At 56.8% G+C, this 16,390-nt stretch carries 9 protein-coding genes; 4 read left to right on the top strand and 5 right to left on the bottom strand.

Features of this window, described 5'->3' with window-relative positions; genetic code table 11:
• Positions 1-143 precede the first annotated feature (143 nt).
• Entirely contained in the window at positions 144-635 is a 492-nt protein-coding gene (locus QFZ47_RS15715; protein ID WP_307656506.1) for an SRPBCC family protein, read from the top strand.
• Between the two features lie 51 nt (positions 636-686).
• On the opposite strand, the gene QFZ47_RS15710 is transcribed toward QFZ47_RS15715, so the two are convergent.
• Positions 687-1,988, bottom strand: coding sequence for a methyl-accepting chemotaxis protein (locus tag QFZ47_RS15710; protein WP_307656505.1), 1,302 nt, complete (start codon positions 1,986-1,988; stop codon positions 687-689).
• 271 nt (positions 1,989-2,259) lie between these two features.
• On the bottom strand, positions 2,260-3,045 hold the full coding sequence (cysQ, locus tag QFZ47_RS15705) for a 3'(2'),5'-bisphosphate nucleotidase CysQ (protein WP_307656504.1): 786 nt from the start codon (positions 3,043-3,045) through the stop codon (positions 2,260-2,262).
• 613 nt (positions 3,046-3,658) lie between these two features.
• Between cysQ and cysD the strand changes: the two genes are divergently transcribed.
• The 3 genes from cysD to cysN are packed head-to-tail and all read left to right on the top strand — an operon-like array spanning position 3,659 to position 7,912.
• Complete coding sequence (gene cysD, locus QFZ47_RS15700) at positions 3,659-4,573, top strand: sulfate adenylyltransferase subunit CysD (RefSeq protein WP_307658950.1); 915 nt, start codon at positions 3,659-3,661, stop codon at positions 4,571-4,573.
• Positions 4,573-5,979, top strand: a complete 1,407-nt coding sequence (locus QFZ47_RS15695; protein ID WP_307656503.1) for an FAD/NAD(P)-binding protein — start codon at positions 4,573-4,575, stop codon at positions 5,977-5,979. The genes cysD and QFZ47_RS15695 overlap by 1 nt, the downstream gene beginning before the upstream one ends.
• 22 nt (positions 5,980-6,001) lie before the next feature.
• Positions 6,002-7,912 carry a sulfate adenylyltransferase subunit CysN gene (gene cysN, locus QFZ47_RS15690; RefSeq protein WP_307656502.1) on the top strand — a complete coding sequence of 637 codons (1,911 nt, stop codon included), beginning with the start codon at positions 6,002-6,004 and terminating at the stop codon, positions 7,910-7,912.
• 234 nt (positions 7,913-8,146) lie between these two features.
• Here the strand turns inward: cysN and QFZ47_RS15685 are convergent, their stop codons facing one another.
• The 3 genes from QFZ47_RS15685 to QFZ47_RS15675 all read right to left on the bottom strand — a co-directional run bounded on the left by QFZ47_RS15685 (position 8,147) and on the right by QFZ47_RS15675 (position 16,382).
• The gene (locus QFZ47_RS15685) at positions 8,147-9,124 is read right to left on the bottom strand and encodes an NAD-dependent epimerase/dehydratase family protein (RefSeq protein ID WP_307656501.1); all 978 of its coding nucleotides are present in this window, start codon (positions 9,122-9,124) and stop codon (positions 8,147-8,149) included.
• A gap of 82 nt (positions 9,125-9,206) precedes the next feature.
• Positions 9,207-10,235, bottom strand: coding sequence for a class I SAM-dependent methyltransferase (locus QFZ47_RS15680; RefSeq protein ID WP_307656500.1), 1,029 nt, complete (start codon positions 10,233-10,235; stop codon positions 9,207-9,209).
• Between the two features lie 705 nt (positions 10,236-10,940).
• Positions 10,941-16,382 (bottom strand): glycoside hydrolase family 99-like domain-containing protein, encoded by a 5,442-nt coding sequence (locus QFZ47_RS15675; RefSeq protein WP_307656499.1) that lies wholly within the window; start codon positions 16,380-16,382, stop codon positions 10,941-10,943.
• Positions 16,383-16,390: the final 8 nt, after the last annotated feature.

Raw genomic sequence — 16,390 nt, 5'->3', positions numbered from 1 at the left:
GATCATCCTGCACCGCATGTGGGCGGATGGCTCCGAGTCTTCCGGTGCGAGGAGTTCCATGCCAAGATGAATTTGCAAGCGCCTCATCGATCCGCAAACCCGACTGCGGTCTGCGTTGCGCGAGTCCTGCAGAGGAGCCAGCAATGAAAGCCGAGATCACGAAAGCACCTGTTGCAAGGACGGAGATGCTCATTCGCAGGCCCGTCGCAGAGGTGTTCGGGGCATTCATCGACCCCAACGTCACAACCAACTTCTGGTTCACCAGGAGCAGCGGCCGGCTCGAGGCCGGCCATGAAGTCAGATGGGACTGGGAGATGTATGGCGCATCCACAACGGTGCTCGTGAAAGACATCGAACCCGACAAGCGCATCGTGATCGAGTGGGACGGGTACAGCGGCCGCACCACGGTCGAATGGAAGTTCTCTGCACGCGAAGATGGAACGACCTATGTCGTCATCACCGAGTCTGGCTGGACAGGCGATGGAGACGAACTCGTCAAGTACGTTGCCGAGTCGGCTCAGGGGTTCACCTGGACGCTTGCGGGGCTCAAGGCGTTCCTCGAGCATGGCATCAGATTGAATCTTGTCGCCGACAAAAACCCCGATGCGCACAAGGATGGCTGGCAGCCGGCCTGACAGTCCAATGCGGATCGCGCGGCCACGCGCGGGACGCACGCACACACGGGCTTAGAAGGTCTCCCAGTCTCCGCTGGCAGCGGACGTCCCCGTGATGGCGGCCACCGGCTTGCGCTGAGGGGCGGCGGCAATGGCACGCCGGGCCGGTTGGACCGGCTGCACCGCAGGCCGCGCCTGAACGGGCACCGGCCTGGGCGGCGGCGCTGCGAGTTCCTCGGCGTCGTCGAGCTTGAAGGTCGCCACCACCTGCGACAGGCTGTCGGCCTGCTCCTGCAGCGACTGGGCCGCCGCAGCGGCCTGCTCGACCAGCGCCGCGTTCTGCTGCGTCACCTGGTCCATCTGCGCGATCGCCTGGTTCACCTGCTCGATGCCCTGGGCCTGCTCGTGGCTGGCCGCCGTGATCTCGCCGATGATGTCCGTCACGCGCTTGACGCTGCCCACGACCTCTTCCATCGTCTTGCCAGCCTCGCCCACGAGCGCGCTGCCCACGCCGACCTTGCCCACCGAGTCGTCGATCAGGCCCTTGATTTCCTTGGCCGCCGCGGCCGAGCGTTGCGCGAGGCTGCGCACTTCGGAAGCGACGACCGCAAAGCCCCGGCCCTGTTCGCCGGCACGCGCGGCTTCCACCGCTGCATTCAGCGCCAGGATGTTGGTCTGGAACGCGATGCCGTCGATCACGCCGATGATGTCGACGATCTTGTTCGACGAGGCATTGATCGAAGCCATGGTGTCCACCACCTGGCTGACGACATTGCCGCCCTTGACCGCCACCTCGGAGGCCGAGAGCGCCAGCTGGTTGGCCTGCCGTGCGTTGTCGGCGTTCTGCTTGACGGTGCTGGTGAGCTCTTCCATCGAAGCCGCGGTCTGCTCCAGCGAGCTGGCCTGCTCCTCGGTGCGCGAGGACAGGTCCTGGTTGCCGGCAGCGATTTGCCCGGCAGCCACCACGATCGAATCGGTCGATGCCTTGATGCGCGTCACCACGTCCGTCAGGGTGTCCTCCATCTCGCCCATGCCGCGCAGCAGGCGTCCGAAATCGCCGCCGCGCTCGGTCTCGAATTCCTTGCTGAGGTCGCCCGAGGCCACGGTCTCCGCGATGAAGATCGCTTCGCCAAGCGGTTGCATGATGCTGCGCGCGAGCCAGATGCTGCCGCCGATGCCCGCCAGCAGCGCGACGAGCCCGAAGCCCATCATGAGGTGCCGTGCCGAATCGATGCGCCGCGCGAGGTCCGGCGCGATGCCGCCGCCGGCGATGTCCTGGAGGCATGCGATGCCGATCGCGAGCCCTGTCGCCATCAACAGCAACACGATCCCGAATGCCACACCCAGCTGGGCACTGATCTTCCAATTGCGCATGTGCTTTTTCCGTGACGGCCGCCGATGCGGGGCCAGGTTGCCTGGTATATCGGCAGTGCAGCGGCGGAACTTGAGGGTGCGGGTCCAGGCGTAAACCCGGGGTTCGCCCCACGAGCGCCCGGCTTGGCACGGAACGCTGCGAAGTGCCCTTGAAACGCTCTGGCTGCCCAATGCGCCGACCCCGGGCATACGTCACCAGCCTAAGGGCCCGACCCCAGTCAATCCCACGACAAAGCCAGTTAACTCCCCGGCCAAGGCATACGCGATTCGATCATGCCGGGATGAGTGCTGTATCGCGGGCGGCGATGAAGGAGGGATTGAGCACATCGGCTTTGCCGTACTGCAAGGGCCGTCCCTGAAGATCCACTACTGCGCCACCTGCCCCCTCCAGTATCGCCTGTGCTGCCGCCGTGTCCCATTCGCAAGTAGGTGCCAGCCGTGGGTATATGTCGGCCTCGCCTTCGGCAACCCGACAGAACTTGAGCGAGCTGCCGGCCTGGGCCAGGCTCACTTCACCCAGGCGATCAATCAACGATCGCGTCGCGTCGTTCAGATGACTTTTACTTGCGACAACCCGGCACGCGCGGCCTGTTTGGGCTGCGGCCACCTTGATGGCGACGGTTTGACCGCGGATACACCGAAAGGCACTCAATCCAGCGCCACCGCAGTACAGCGCATCGATGGCGGGTGCGTACACCACGCCGAGCACACTGTGTCCGTCCTCAATCAGCGCAATGTTGACGGTGAACTCGCCGTTGCGGGCGATGAACTCCTTGGTGCCATCGAGAGGGTCAACCAACCAGAATCGCCCTGCTCGGCGGTAGACCTGCGATGCCAAGTCCTCTTCCGAAACCACTGGGCAACCAGGCAACAGGGGAGTCAACCGCGTTGCCAGTACCCGATGCGCCGCCAGGTCCGCTTCCGTGACTGGGCTCGCATCATCTTTGTACTGAACGTTTGCCCCACTTCCATCGTAGACCGACATGATGGTGCTTCCGGCGGTTCGGGCCAACGGAAGAAGTTGCTCAAGTAGGGCCTGATGATGGACTTGTCGCATTACGTATTGTTTTCTTTTTCATCTCGTATAGGATCGTATCATTACAGTCAATCTCGGGGGATGAATGAACAAATCACAATATGCGACAAAACCCTCGGGAGATCTCATGGGTTTGGATCACCCCCAAGTCTGGAACACCGAACTCGCCTTCGCCCACTTGCAAGCACTGGGTGAAGCGGACACGAAACGCACGGCCGAGCGGCGCCTGAACGCACTTGGCATGCTGCCACAAGAGTTGACGCCCGAGCTGCTGCTCGACGAGCGCGACCGCTCGCCCAATCGGCTGGTGCTCGACAGGGCCATCGAGCACGCGCGCAAATGGCGCGACCGGGTACTGTTTACACAGTTGCATCCCTTGCCTGGCGGCCAGCCCTGCCTGCACGCCAACGACGCTCGCGGAGCCCGGTTCTGGGTGCCCATGGCCAACCTGAACGATGCGGCCATTCAGCAAGCACTGGCCGAGCTGCAACACCACATCGGCAAGCCTATCGCCGTGTTTCCGCACGGCCCGCTGGTGGGGTACTTGCGCCACACCCCAAGCACCGCAGACATTCAATTTTGTCCCCATGCTTACCGTCCCGTCTTGCCCACAGGGTTGAGTTTGAGCGGCAACATCAAACCCGATCTGGCACCCTCTCCGCACCTCAAGCGCCTGGAAGCCGAGAGCATCCACATCCTGCGCGAGGCCGTGGCCGAAGCACAGAACCCGGTGATGATGTACTCCATCGGCAAGGACAGTGGAGTCATGCTGCACCTGGCGCGCAAGGCCTTCTACCCCGCACTGCCGCCGTTTCCGCTGCTGCACATCGACACGCGCTGGAAGTTTCAGGAGATGTACATGTTTCGGGACTTCATGGCACGCGAAAGTGGCATGGACCTGCTGGTGCATACCAACCCCGAGGCGATCGAAAAAAATATCAACCCCTTCGACCACGGCTCGGCGCTGCACACCGACATCACGAAGACCGAGGGCCTGAAACAGGCGCTGGATCACTACAAGTTCGACTTCGTCTTTGGCGGTGCACGGCGCGACGAAGAGAAGTCCCGTGCCAAGGAGAGGGTGTTCTCATTCCGTACCGCCACCCACCGCTGGGACCCGAAGAATCAGCGCCCGGAGCTCTGGAACCTCTACAACACGCGAAAAGGCCCCGGCGAGAGCATTCGCGTGTTTCCGCTGTCGAACTGGACCGAACTCGACATCTGGCATTACATCTACCAGGAGAACATCCCCATGGTGCCGCTGTACTTCTCCAAGCCACGGCCGGTGGTGGTTCGTCCCGAGATGATCATGATGGTGGACGACGAGCGCTGCCGTCTATTGCCAGGCGAGGAAGTTCAAATCAAAAAGGTGCGCTTCCGCACCCTCGGCTGCTATCCGCTCACGGGTGCGGTGGAGTCCGAGGCAGAAACGCTGGAAGAGATCCTGCTGGAGATCATTCACGCCCGCAAGTCAGAACGCCAGGGCCGCAAGATCGACACCGACAGCGCCGGCTCCATGGAAAAGAAAAAGCAGGAGGGCTACTTCTGATGGGCCAACCTGTGCAAGTTGTCATCCTCGGTGGCGGCTTCAGTGGCGCGGTGACCGCCATTCATCTGGTGCGGGGCAGCAGACCCCGTGAGCTTCGGATTACCGTGGTCAACCCCACCCCCGACGTGGGTCGGGGCCTGGCTTATCGGTTCGACGACGACAACCTGCTGCTCAACGTCCCCGCCGGGAACATGAGCGCGTTGGTCGACGAGCCCGGCCACTTCGTGGCCTACTGCCAGCGCATCGACCCATCCCTCTCCTCGGGCTCCTTCGTTTCACGCCGTCTGTACGGACAGTACCTGCAAGACCTCTGGGCCCAGACGGAAGCAGCACACCCTGGAGTGATTCGAAAGCGGGTCGACGAAGCGGTGGGGTTGAAGAGGGCGACAAACGGGTCAGGATGGGACGTCACGCTGGCCAGCGGTCAGCACCTGAGCGCTGACCAGGTAGTGCTCGCCGTCGGCCACCAAGCGCCCAGGTTCCCGATCCCTCTGGAGCCAGAAGCGCGGGCGCGCGTGATCGAGCCCTGGGATTTCGCGGCCATGCACCGCTTGCCCAGTGATCAGCCGGTTGTGATCGTGGGCACTGGGCACACGGCAGTGGATGCCTTGTTCTGTCTGGCCCAGTCACGGCCCCGACGGCCGATCTACCTGGTGTCTCGCCACGGCTTGCTACCGCACCGACACCGGCTATCGACCACGCCCCCCAAGCCACCACTGGCTTTCCCGGATTACCTGCGCAATGTGCCGCCCACGGTTCGCGCCTGCACCCGAGCCTTGCGCCAAAACCTGAAAGCGCTGGCCGAACGGGGGGGCGACTGGCGCGATGCCCTGAACGAATTGCGGCCGCACACGCCTCAACTCTGGCAATCGTGGCCGGTGGCCGAGCAGCGGCGGTTTCTGCGTCATCTGCAAGCCCAATGGGATGTCCACCGACATCGGCTGGCCCACATGGCCGCTCAGCGGCTGGATCACCTGTTGGCCGAGGGTCGGGCTCAAGTCATCGCAGGGCGGATCATCACGATACGCCAGCAATCCGATGGTGTCGAAGTGGCTTATCGGGCCAGGGGCGAGCGTCATATCGAGCACCTGAGCGCCAGTGCGGTCATCAACTGCGTTGGGCCCGACACCGACATTCAGCGCCACGCCAACCCGCTTCTGGCTCAGTTGCTGACGGACGGACTTATCCGGCCTGATGCCCATGGCCTAGGTCTGATGGTGATGCCAGACCTTCAGTTACAAAGTGCCCACCAACAACCCGTCGAGGGTCTGTGGTACGTCGGTCCCCTGCTTAAAGGGCTGATGTGGGAAGCCACTGCCGTGCCCGAACTCCGCTTGCGCGCCCAGCGGCTCACGCGCCATCTCCTCAGCCATCAGGGCCATACCGTCGCCGAAGCCTTGGGATGAACACCCCCGATCACACACAACCATGCGTCAACCCAAAAAAGCCACCAGTCGCCCGCAAAAGCCCGCTGGCACCGCTGTCAAATCCGCAACCGTTCAGGAGTGGATGGCCCGGCAAGCCCAGCAGGATTTGCTGCGCTTCATCACCTGTGGCAGCGTGGACGACGGCAAGAGCACGCTCATTGGGCGCCTGCTGTGGGAATCACAGCAGGTGTTTGACGACCAGCTCACTGCCTTGCGGGCCGACTCCAGACGGCACGGCACTCAGGGGCAGGACATCGATTTCGCTCTGCTGGTCGACGGCCTTGCTGCCGAGCGGGAGCAAGGCATCACCATCGACGTGGCGTACCGTTTCTTTGCCACACCTCGGCGCAAGTTCATCGTGGCCGACACACCGGGGCACGAGCAGCACACCCGCAACATGGTCACCGGCGCTTCCACGGCCGATGTGGCGGTGCTATTGATCGATGCCCGCCAGGGTGTGCTGACCCAAACCCGGCGGCACGCCTATCTGGTATCGCTGTTGGGGATCAAGCAGGTGGTGCTGGCCGTCAACAAGATGGACTTGGTGGGCTATGACCAAGCAGTATTCGAGGCCGTCGTGGCCAATTTCGACACTCTGGCCAAACCGCTCGGATTCGAGAGCGTGACGCCCATTCCGCTGTCGGCGCTGAAGGGCGACAACATCACCGAGCGCTCCGGGCAGACGCCTTGGTACCAGGGCCCGACCCTGATCGGCTGCCTGGAGACCCTCGACGTCAACAGGCCAAGCAACAGCAAACCGGTGTTCCCTGTGCAGTGGGTCAACCGCCCGAACGCGAGCTTTCGCGGGCTCAGCGGCACTCTCGCCTCGGGCCAACTGGTCGTTGGCGATACGCTGCGGATCACCTCATCCGGCCAGACCGCCACCCTCGCGCAAATCGTCACCGCCGATGGGGACCTGAATATGGCCCAAGCTGGGGACGCCGTGACTCTGGTGCCGGACCGAGAGGTGGACGCCTCGCGCGGCGACATCATTGCACTCGCCGCTCAACCTCTGGAGACGACCGACCAGTTTGAAGCCACCTTGGTGTGGATACACGAGGAATCCGGACACATGGGCCGGTCTTACGAGTTAAAACTGGCCAACCAGTGGGCCAGTGCCAGCATCACCAGCCTGAAATATCGAGTAAATGTGAACACTCAGGCGCATGAATCGTGCAAGCAATTGGCCCTGAATGACATCGCGGTGGCCAACCTGGCGCTGAGTAAGCCGCTGGTGTTCGAGCCTTACGCCCAATCGGCCACGCTAGGCGGCTTCATCCTGGTAGACAAATTCACCCACGCCACGGTGGCCGCCGGCCTGATCCGTCACAACCTGCGCCGAGCTCAGAATGTGCACAGGCAGGCGCTCAGCATCACCCGCGAAGATCGAGAACGACTGAACGGTCACAAGGGCAAGGTCGTCTGGTTCACGGGGTTGTCGGGCTCCGGAAAATCAACGATCGCCAATGCGCTGGAAAAAGAACTCCATGCCCAGGGCAGGCGCACCTACGTCCTCGATGGCGACAACGTCCGGCAAGGCCTGAATAAAGACTTGGGGTTCACCGACGCCGACCGCGTGGAGAACATCCGCCGCGTGGCTGAAGTCGCCAAGCTGATGCTGGATGCAGGCCTTATCGTGATAACGGCATTTATCAGTCCGTTCCGGGCTGAGCGCGAGATGGCTCGGCAACTAATTGGCGCAAACAACTTCATCGAGGTGTTTGTGGATACGCCCCTCGAAGAGTGCGAGAGACGCGACCCCAAGGGGCTTTACAAAAAAGCGCGTAGCGGGCAATTACCCAACATGACGGGCATAAACAGCCCGTACGAACGGCCAGAACACCCGGCACTCGTGATCACCCCAGAGCAATCAAATTCTGAACAATTGTTGAGCAACATGTTGGATCACTAATCAGGGTAACCCCTGTTCTGGGCAAGGGGCACGCCATCCTCGGGTGGCGAAGCGCCTGCCAAAGTGCCCGACGGCGAGTCAGAAGCCGCAGTTTCAGCTCGGCGAAGGAACCGGCGGCAGCCAGAATCTGTCGCCGGCTGCCCTAGACATTTCTCGCAACGATTCCATCACAGAGCAGCCGGCGGCGTTGCAGAAGTCGGGGATGAAAAGGCACTGGCGCGGCGAACCGCTAGGTTACGATTTAAGAAACTCATTATTCTCCCCCAACCACCTTGCAAAGCGGTCAATGCCCGCAAAAAAGCTTATTTGGGGAGACCATCCAAGCGAATACTGAGCTTTGCTGATATCCAAGACATTTACGGGGACATCGAATGCTCTCGCTTCTGAATATCGCATGGTAGCTCGGCGCCGGGCTACTTCCTCAATGGTGGCAAGCACCTCGTTTAAACTGTGTCCACAGCCGGATCCAATGTTAAAAACATGGCTTCCATTTGAAGGAGCGATTGATAATAAGAGTGCATCAACCACGTCTGATACGTGGATGTAGTCGCGAACTACAGAACCATCACCCCATATCTCTATGGGTTCACCGCGAAGCACCTTGCCGAGGAAAACAGCAACCGCCCCTTGGCTCGCCAATGTTCGCTGCCCCTCTCCAAATGGATTGGCGAGACGCAGCACCGCGTAGTCCAAATTGTACAAGTCGTGAAAAAGCGAGAAATACTTCTCGATTGCTAATTTAGTAATTCCGTATGAACATACGGGATTAGTCGGATGATTTTCAGAAATAGGAACCTCAACTGGAGGGCCATAAACAGTTCCACCAGAAGACACGAAGATTATCTTCTGAAGGTGGTTCTTCGTCGCATGGTTTAGCAGACGAATCGTGCCAACCACGTTGCTTTCCACATCAAAAATTGGATCGGAATTAGATGACTTCGGCAGCGTGGTCGATACCAAGTGGTAACAAAAATCGCACTCACTAAGCGCTTCTGCCACATCTGCTTCGCTGGTGAAGTCCCCTTCGTACAACTCGAAGTTTGGATTGTCGAGGAAGCTTTCTCCAATTGGTTTGACATGAGGTCTTTCAAAACAACGGACGCGAAAGCCGCGATTTAGCAGGGCTGCAACCAAGTGTGACCCAATAAAACCTCGCCCACCCAGCACAAGGCAACGTCTGCCCTCCCCCAGAGGGAATTGAATTTCTAGCATACCCTTATCCTGAAGACCAATACGGACTGTTGCGACATGTTGACTACGTGTGATGCTTGTTAGTGGAGTCCTATTCCGCACATCACTTCACCAATCGAACCACGATGTTGATTACCGTAGGAGTCAAGTCCTCAAGCGGCATCGATGACCAAGGTGACGCAAATGTCCTTCGCTCATCCTCAGTAAGCGACACCACATTGCCATAGGAGGTATGGAGCACTTCAAATCCGTGTTTCTCAAAAATCGCGGGAAACTCTTTCGGACGTACTCGATTGCACCCATTGACAAGAGGCTCTGCCGAATCAACCTTTAGGAAGTCGAGTGGGCCGGAATCTGGAGCCCCATAAACCCAGTGGTCAATAGTATCGATGATGTGCACACCGTATCCGCCTGGCTTGGTGATTCTTGCGATGGATTCAACTGCCCTATTCACATCAGGAACGTGCTCAAAAAAGGCATTTGACACTACCACGTCGACTGATTTGTGCGGCACCGTCAGTGCATACACAGACTCTACACGGTAGTCGAGGCGTGATTCTGCTATTCCAGACATTGAACCATCGCTCAACTCTTTCAGACCAAACCCGCGTAGGTTATTCAATATATCTTGTTGTGATATTCCCGCCGAATCACCTCCAATGATTAAAGCAGGATTTACCAAAAGGATCTTCACTATCTCAGCCAAGGTACGGCATGCTTGCTCCGAATCACCAACTGGATCAAGGTCAATCGGGATTGCTCGCTTCGCCCCTAAGGCCAATAAAAGAAACGAAAACGACCATGGATTGATCGAGCCGCACCCCAATTCGACCCATGTTGAATCTCTTATCGGAAGTCTGTGATTGATATCGGACCGAAGAAATGCAGAGTAGACGTTTTTGAGATTAGTGATGGAATGCCGGTTCAGATGAACGTCTGAAAATCGGCTAAGGTTACTACAAAGCTGATGAGCGAGATAGCCCTCCTTTTCAGTTGACGCCTTCACACTGAAAGCCGTTCTGCTTATCAGCTCTGAAAATAGCTCATCAGTAGAAAAAGATTTAAGCGACGAGTTTTGACTTGCGCTAAAATGAGTAAGGTGCCCCGCTGGCGAAGATAAGTTCGAGTCCATTGCTAAAAAGTGTCCTGTTTAGATTTCGTTATGCCTTGGAGACGGCTAATTTGCCAAATCTACGGCAGCCTACCCTACTGCCTTTGCATCAAGTATCCAATCCCGCAAAGAGAATAATTTACCTGCGAAGCCCCCCAGGAGAGTCGAGCATGCCTCTAATTTCACCGATATCGCTCGCGAGAACAGGCTTCCCAGCAAGCAAGCAGTCTATGACAATCCCTTGAATCTGGACAGGAGTAAGCCCGGGTCACCAATGGCAAAATAATCGCAGATATTCTAGCGAAATTTAAAAAAATGCGCGCAATCTGAATGCGTTATCTCACACACCTTCTTTTTTAACTCAAGCCCGTCCTTGATTAACAGAAGGTGAATTTCGCGCACGGAATCCGCATTACCCAATTCACAGCTTGAATAGCTTCCTTCCACCCTTTCTCCGGAATGCCTCTGGTCACCATGCAGAGCACGAAGTCGTCTTGTCCAACGTTCAGGGTAGCACGCCACCGGATTAATCAACATTGAGGGTAAGGCGTTGCTGATTCTTGAGAGTTTTTTAAACGGCGAAACGAGCCAGGGGAAGCCGGCGAGATTTTGTCAGCTGTGAACAGAAAATCGCTGCCAGACGCGAAAGGCACGTTGCGGCGCCGGGCTCGGTGAGCCTTGGTAGAAAGTAACCGCGCGCGGGTAGCGCGGAGCAGCGCTGAGAGTTCAAGGAGCTGTCGCTGCATTGCTACGCTGAGCCTGAATATTACGTTCGAATATTGATGCGTATTGCTTAACGACTACGTCGATCCTGTATCTGTTAGCAGCTTCAGCCACGATTTCTTTGGATGATCGAAGCGCATCGGTGTCAGTTGCGTAGGCTGCGATGACTCGAGCTGCTCGGTCTACAGGAATCTCCCAGTTCTTCAACTCGATCACTTCTCCGGCAAGGCCGCGGTCAGTGGTAAGCATGTTTCTGATCTCGCCGACTGCTGTGGCGATATACGGTCTGCCGGCGAACAGGCAGTCGACAATCGTTAAAGGAAAACTTTCAGACTTGAACTTCGTCAACATGATCCCCATGTCGGCCGCCGCGTAAAAACCAACTGAGTTCTCACTGAAGCCTGCGAGATAAACAAACGAGGGGACTCCTGAATGAACGTATTCGTCGTAAACCGGCCCGTTGCCAACGAGGATCAAATGAATGTCCTTTCCAGTGATTTCCCGTGCCTGCCTGACTGCCTCAATTGCCTCGGCCCACCCCTTGTCAGCGATGGCTCGGCTTACGCAACACAATACGAAAGCATGATCAGGGATTCCTATTTCCGCTCGACTTACCGGCTTGATCACTGGCGGCTCCATGCCATTCGGGAGCTTAATGAACCGGGACAAATTGCTCTGATAGAGCCCATATTCGATGAATGGACCCAAGTTTTTGTCGGCTGTATATACCCAGGTAGTCACGCTCTCATTCGCAATTCGGAGTTGTTCCGTAGTCACACCGAATGCGTCACCATATTCGATCATTCCATGCAGCGAAGCGACATGGGCCTTGAGCCCTCCAAATACATCGGGAACCTGTGCTGGGTACTTCTGAACATGCCACTGATGGGAGTTGAGAACTTCGATGCCGAAATCATGAATAAGATGCTTGGTGAATTCGACATCCGACGTTTGGATTACGGGGACATCCCTTCTCAGGAGCCTGCGTATTCCATCCTCGCGCTGACCGTGGTCAGCGCTTAGCAGAACAACTGAATAGCCTTGCCGTTTAAATTCGTTAGCCATGCGTATGGGAAGTATTTCAGCCCCACCCGGATAAAACCCCATGGTAGATACCGCAATATTTGGAGTTCGAAAATGACGCGCTTCCAAAACTTCTTTCTCATTGCACCAGCGTCTGAACTCCTCATTACTAGCGCCGCCATGAAAATCGTAATATTTTTTTACTGTGTTGCAGAATTTTTCTACTACAGAGTTGGGGGTGTCATACAAAGTCTGAACGGTCTGTGCAGCAACACTTAGCTCTCGGTAAAAGGTTTCTTTCTTGTATGTACTTGCCGCTGTGCTGCCTTCGTACCTTCGAAAGTAATTGGTGGTTTCGGCTGAGTAGGCGATCTTCGCGCCGCGTAGCTGGTGCAAATAGAAGATCCAGTCGCCAACGACTCGCATCGAGAGCCACGCCTCATCTTCCAGCAGCGGCATATCCACCGGACGCCGAAAGATCGCACCACTGGCGTTGGGGATGGTGTTGACGATCCCGAGTGCGTCGGAGACCTCTTTGTGTGCCGTGTTCACGTACGAGTACTTCCACTTGTCTCGGCAGTCCAGATCCCGGACGTGGTGCCAGAATTCGTCAGGCATGACTGTTTCGTCGGCTCGGACGAATTCGATCTTCGAATACGCAAGCATCACTGCTTCGTCGTCGAAGCAGCGGACCAGTTTTTCGACGAAATCTTCGTCGCAATAGTCATCGCTTTCGGCAATCCAGATCAGATCTCCGGTTGCAGCTTTGATACCTTTCGCCCATTGACGGAATACACCCCCGGAGTTTTTTTGGTTGAACAACGGTGTCGTGATGTCCGGATAGCGATTCGCGTATTCTGTAAGCACGTCACGGCTTTGATCGGTTGAACAGTCATCCAACAGCAGCACCTCGATATTCGCGTAGGTTTGGCGATAGATGCTCTCGAGGCGTCGCTGCAGATACGTCGCGTGGTTGTAATTCGGGACGATCACGGACACCTTGGGCATGGCCAGTCCCAAAGGCAAGCCGAGCAACGCCCGGCTGGTCTCGTTCAGTTTGCTGTAACCGGCAAACCTATCCGGCTCAAGTACGGCGCCCCGATTCCAATCATTCCAGGCATTGATAAACAGCAATCGCTGACCGCTGGCATGCTTGATTCGTGCATCGACAATAGCGGCGTCAAGCCAGCGACGGTATTCCTTCGGGTGGTATCGGCTATAGCGTAGAGGCTCATCCGGTTTAAGTGGAGAGTCGTCGCGGCCGAGCGTTACTGCCCGATAGCACGGAACTGTATGGTCATCGCTTATCCCCATACGCGCGATGGCTTGGGATACAACGACACTATATGGGACGAAATCGACGCCGTTCTTATGCATTGGCGGGAAACTTCCGGTCTCCCCTGGAATCGGGGAAACCGGAAAATCCAGAACGGCATCAGGCTTGAACCGGATCGCAGCACCGACCGCTTGCCCTCGCAGTCCACCGAATCTGGCTACCAGGTATGGGGTGGGTGTACGGTTGAGAATGGCATCGAACGCTGTCAATACCTCATCGCAACGATGTTCGTCGTCAGGCAGAGTCATCACCAAGACTGGGCGTCCATCTATCCGCAGGTAACGCTCATCAGCTAGCGCACTCTTCAGAAGAATGTGAATCTGCTCATCAACCAGCGATGAGCGCAGATCGATTTCCAGAATGAATCCAATATCAATTTCATGATTTGATAGAAACTCGCGCAATGGATCTCCGGGCACCGGGCTTTGCGCCGCATCCGAGGTGAAACACCATGCAGATACACCATGGCGCCGAGCCATCAGTGCTTGTCTGGCAAGCGTGCTGGGCTCGGACACCGTATAGAAGCGCAGGTCTTCGTGGGGCACGAGCGCCCGCCCGGCTCCTTTGACAGCATTTCGGGCGCACTGTACAGCGCTCCAGTCTGGAGTGGCGTAGTACGCAATCAACCGGATGTCGCTGGTTAATTCACCGAAATAAACGTCATCTTCATATCGACTATTGGAGTCGGGGGTGGCCTGTCTTGATTCAGATCGACCATGACTCACATAGTGCCAAAATGGATTTAGGCGTGCATTCTTGATATCACTGTAGGCTTCCAGGTAACCACGCGTGTCAAAATCGTCCGAGGGGTTACGCCCTTCACACCAACCGCGCTCGCAATAATGGCGAATCGGATCCGCTGGTGGCGGCTGAATATCCGGGTACATTGCAATGTAATATGCAGCATCAAACAATCCCGAATTTCGAATCGCGTCCACCTCTGCGTCGATGCGTTCTTGATCAGGAGTTGGCTCACTAGCAAGCAACACCACCTCCCTATCGGCAATAATCTGCTCGCGTAAGTCACCTTGGGGCAGATCATCTAGTGCAACGCCCCCTGCGCCGGGAGTTAGCTCACTGGCAAGCAGCACCACCTCCGTATCGGCAATAACCTGCTCGCGTAAATCACCTTGGGGCTGATCACCTATTGCAACATCCCCAGCGGCAAGAGTGTCATCATGCTCAAGTTGCACCCAGGAATTATCCTCCACACCGTGGGTCAGACGCCCCTCCGCCTTTCCGTGCTCAATATAATGCAACAACGGATTGATGCCAGCTGCGGCGACATCAGGGTGGATTTCCAAATAATGGCGGGTGCTAAACTTTGCTGAGGGATCTCTGCGTTCTTTCCATCCTGAAAGACCATAATGTTTTGCGAGGTCGACCCCAGCAGCAACAACGTCAGGATTTCTCTCAGCATAGAAGTCCGGGTCGAACAGCGGGTTAAGGCGGATACGGCGAATCTTGGCTTGTCGCATCAGCGGAGTCCGCACAGAAATACGATCAAAAGCCGCCCGCAGTGGCCTAATGCCAACCCTTACCTGGCTAGAAATGAGCCTCAATGGCTTGGTAAGCTTCCACGAGTGCGACTGCAAGAGCCCGCGAATCTTTTCATTTTGAAAGTTGATCTGTCCGTCACGCTCAGCTAGCGCATGGTTGAGTCCGGAAATCTGTCCATCACGCTCGGTCAGCGCATGGTTGAGCCCGGAAATCTGTGCGTTACGCTCTGCAAGTGCATGTTTGAGCCCGACAATTTGTGCATCACGCTCAGCTAGCACATGGTTGAGTCGCGCAATCTGTCCGTGCCGCTCTGCAAGTGCATGTTTGAGCCCGGCAATTTGTCCATCACGCTCAGCCAGCGCATGGTTGAATCCAGCAATCCGCCCGTCTCGCTCGGTCAGCCCATGATTGAGCCCCGCAATTTGTCCATCACGCTCAGCCATCGCCTGGTTGAGTCCAGTAATCTGGTCGTTTCGCTCAGCCAGCCCATGGTTGAGCCGAGCAATTTGTCCATCGCGCTCAGCCATCGCCTGGTTGAGTCCAGCAATCTTTCCGTCTCGCTCAGCCATCGCCTGGTTGAGTCCAGCAATCTTTCCGTCTCGCTCAGCTAGCGCCTGGGTGAGTCCAGCAATCTGCCCGTCTCGCTCAGTCAGCCCATGGTTGAGCCCCGCAATTTGTCCATCACGCTCAGTTAGCGCTTGGTTGAGTCCTCCGATTTGCCCATTGCGTTCGCCGAGGCGCTGATGCCGCGCACGAATGATCTTGACTGCCTTGATAGCGACATCGAGTTGCTCCGTCGAAAATTCTTCTTTGCCCGAGGGAATCTGTTTTTCGTAACCGAACACGTCAAAGTCGCGGGAGTACAGTGAGTAAATTAATTCGGCGCTACGTTGCGTGATTAACTCTGGTGCATAGGGAATCAAACTTTCGTTAGAGCGACGACCTTGAAATGGACTGGGGATATAAGTACCCAACCATTCACGAAGACTCTCAGCGAGCCTTTCACTTTCCTCAATTTTTGCTAGGCACGAGTAGCTAATCAGGTCGGGGCGTAGCAGATCAGCCTGCGGCCTCCAGTGATGGTCCCAATAGGACGGAGCCTCATTTTCAGCAAGATGCTCCAAGAACCCTTCAAATGCCTTCGCAATGTCTGCCGCAATCGTAATCGGGTGGTGATAAAAATCAGTCCCGACGTATGGCCTTGCCTGCAACGGCTCGCGTAGCAAGAGTTTGGACTGCCACGCGGAGAATATTCGTTTGTAGGGGTTTCGTACTAAGGCAAACTGGAAAAATGACTCTGATTCAATTGCTTCGCGAAGATCGGGCAACCCCAAGCCTGTTACGTTTGGTGCAACTTTATGGGAATCATGAACGATGAGATCGCGGTCGGTCTCACTGCTATCGGTAATCTTTCTTAATTCTTCAGCATAACCCTCCAAGGCCGCAAACCACCACTTGAGTGTGGTGCACGCCACTTTGGGCGTTGCAACATATAGGAGTCTATGGCGCTCGGAGCGATAGCTATTCCACTGCAAGTAACTGCCAACATTCTTCTTGTCTTGATCAGACCAATCGCTAATATTCACCGAATTAT

The sequence above is a fragment of the Variovorax paradoxus genome (assembly GCF_030815975.1).
GTDB classification, from domain to species: domain Bacteria; phylum Pseudomonadota; class Gammaproteobacteria; order Burkholderiales; family Burkholderiaceae_C; genus Variovorax; species Variovorax paradoxus_N.
Note: the sequence above shows the minus strand (reverse complement) of the source record. Positions and strands in the feature narration are given on the sequence as shown.

Bases quoted from the DNA above. Each gene is read 5' to 3' on its own strand.
- QFZ47_RS15680 (WP_307656500.1), bottom strand. From the start codon at position 10,235: ATGGACTCGAACTTATCTTCGCCAGCGGGGCACCTTACTCATTTTAGC.
- QFZ47_RS15715 (WP_307656506.1), top strand. From the start codon at position 144: ATGAAAGCCGAGATCACGAAAGCACCTGTTGCAAGGACGGAGATGCTC.
- QFZ47_RS15695 (WP_307656503.1), top strand. From the start codon at position 4,573: ATGGGCCAACCTGTGCAAGTTGTCATCCTCGGTGGCGGCTTCAGTGGC.
- cysN (WP_307656502.1), top strand. From the start codon at position 6,002: ATGCGTCAACCCAAAAAAGCCACCAGTCGCCCGCAAAAGCCCGCTGGC.
- cysQ (WP_307656504.1), bottom strand. From the start codon at position 3,045: ATGCGACAAGTCCATCATCAGGCCCTACTTGAGCAACTTCTTCCGTTG.
- QFZ47_RS15685 (WP_307656501.1), bottom strand. From the start codon at position 9,124: ATGCTAGAAATTCAATTCCCTCTGGGGGAGGGCAGACGTTGCCTTGTG.
- QFZ47_RS15710 (WP_307656505.1), bottom strand. From the start codon at position 1,988: ATGCGCAATTGGAAGATCAGTGCCCAGCTGGGTGTGGCATTCGGGATC.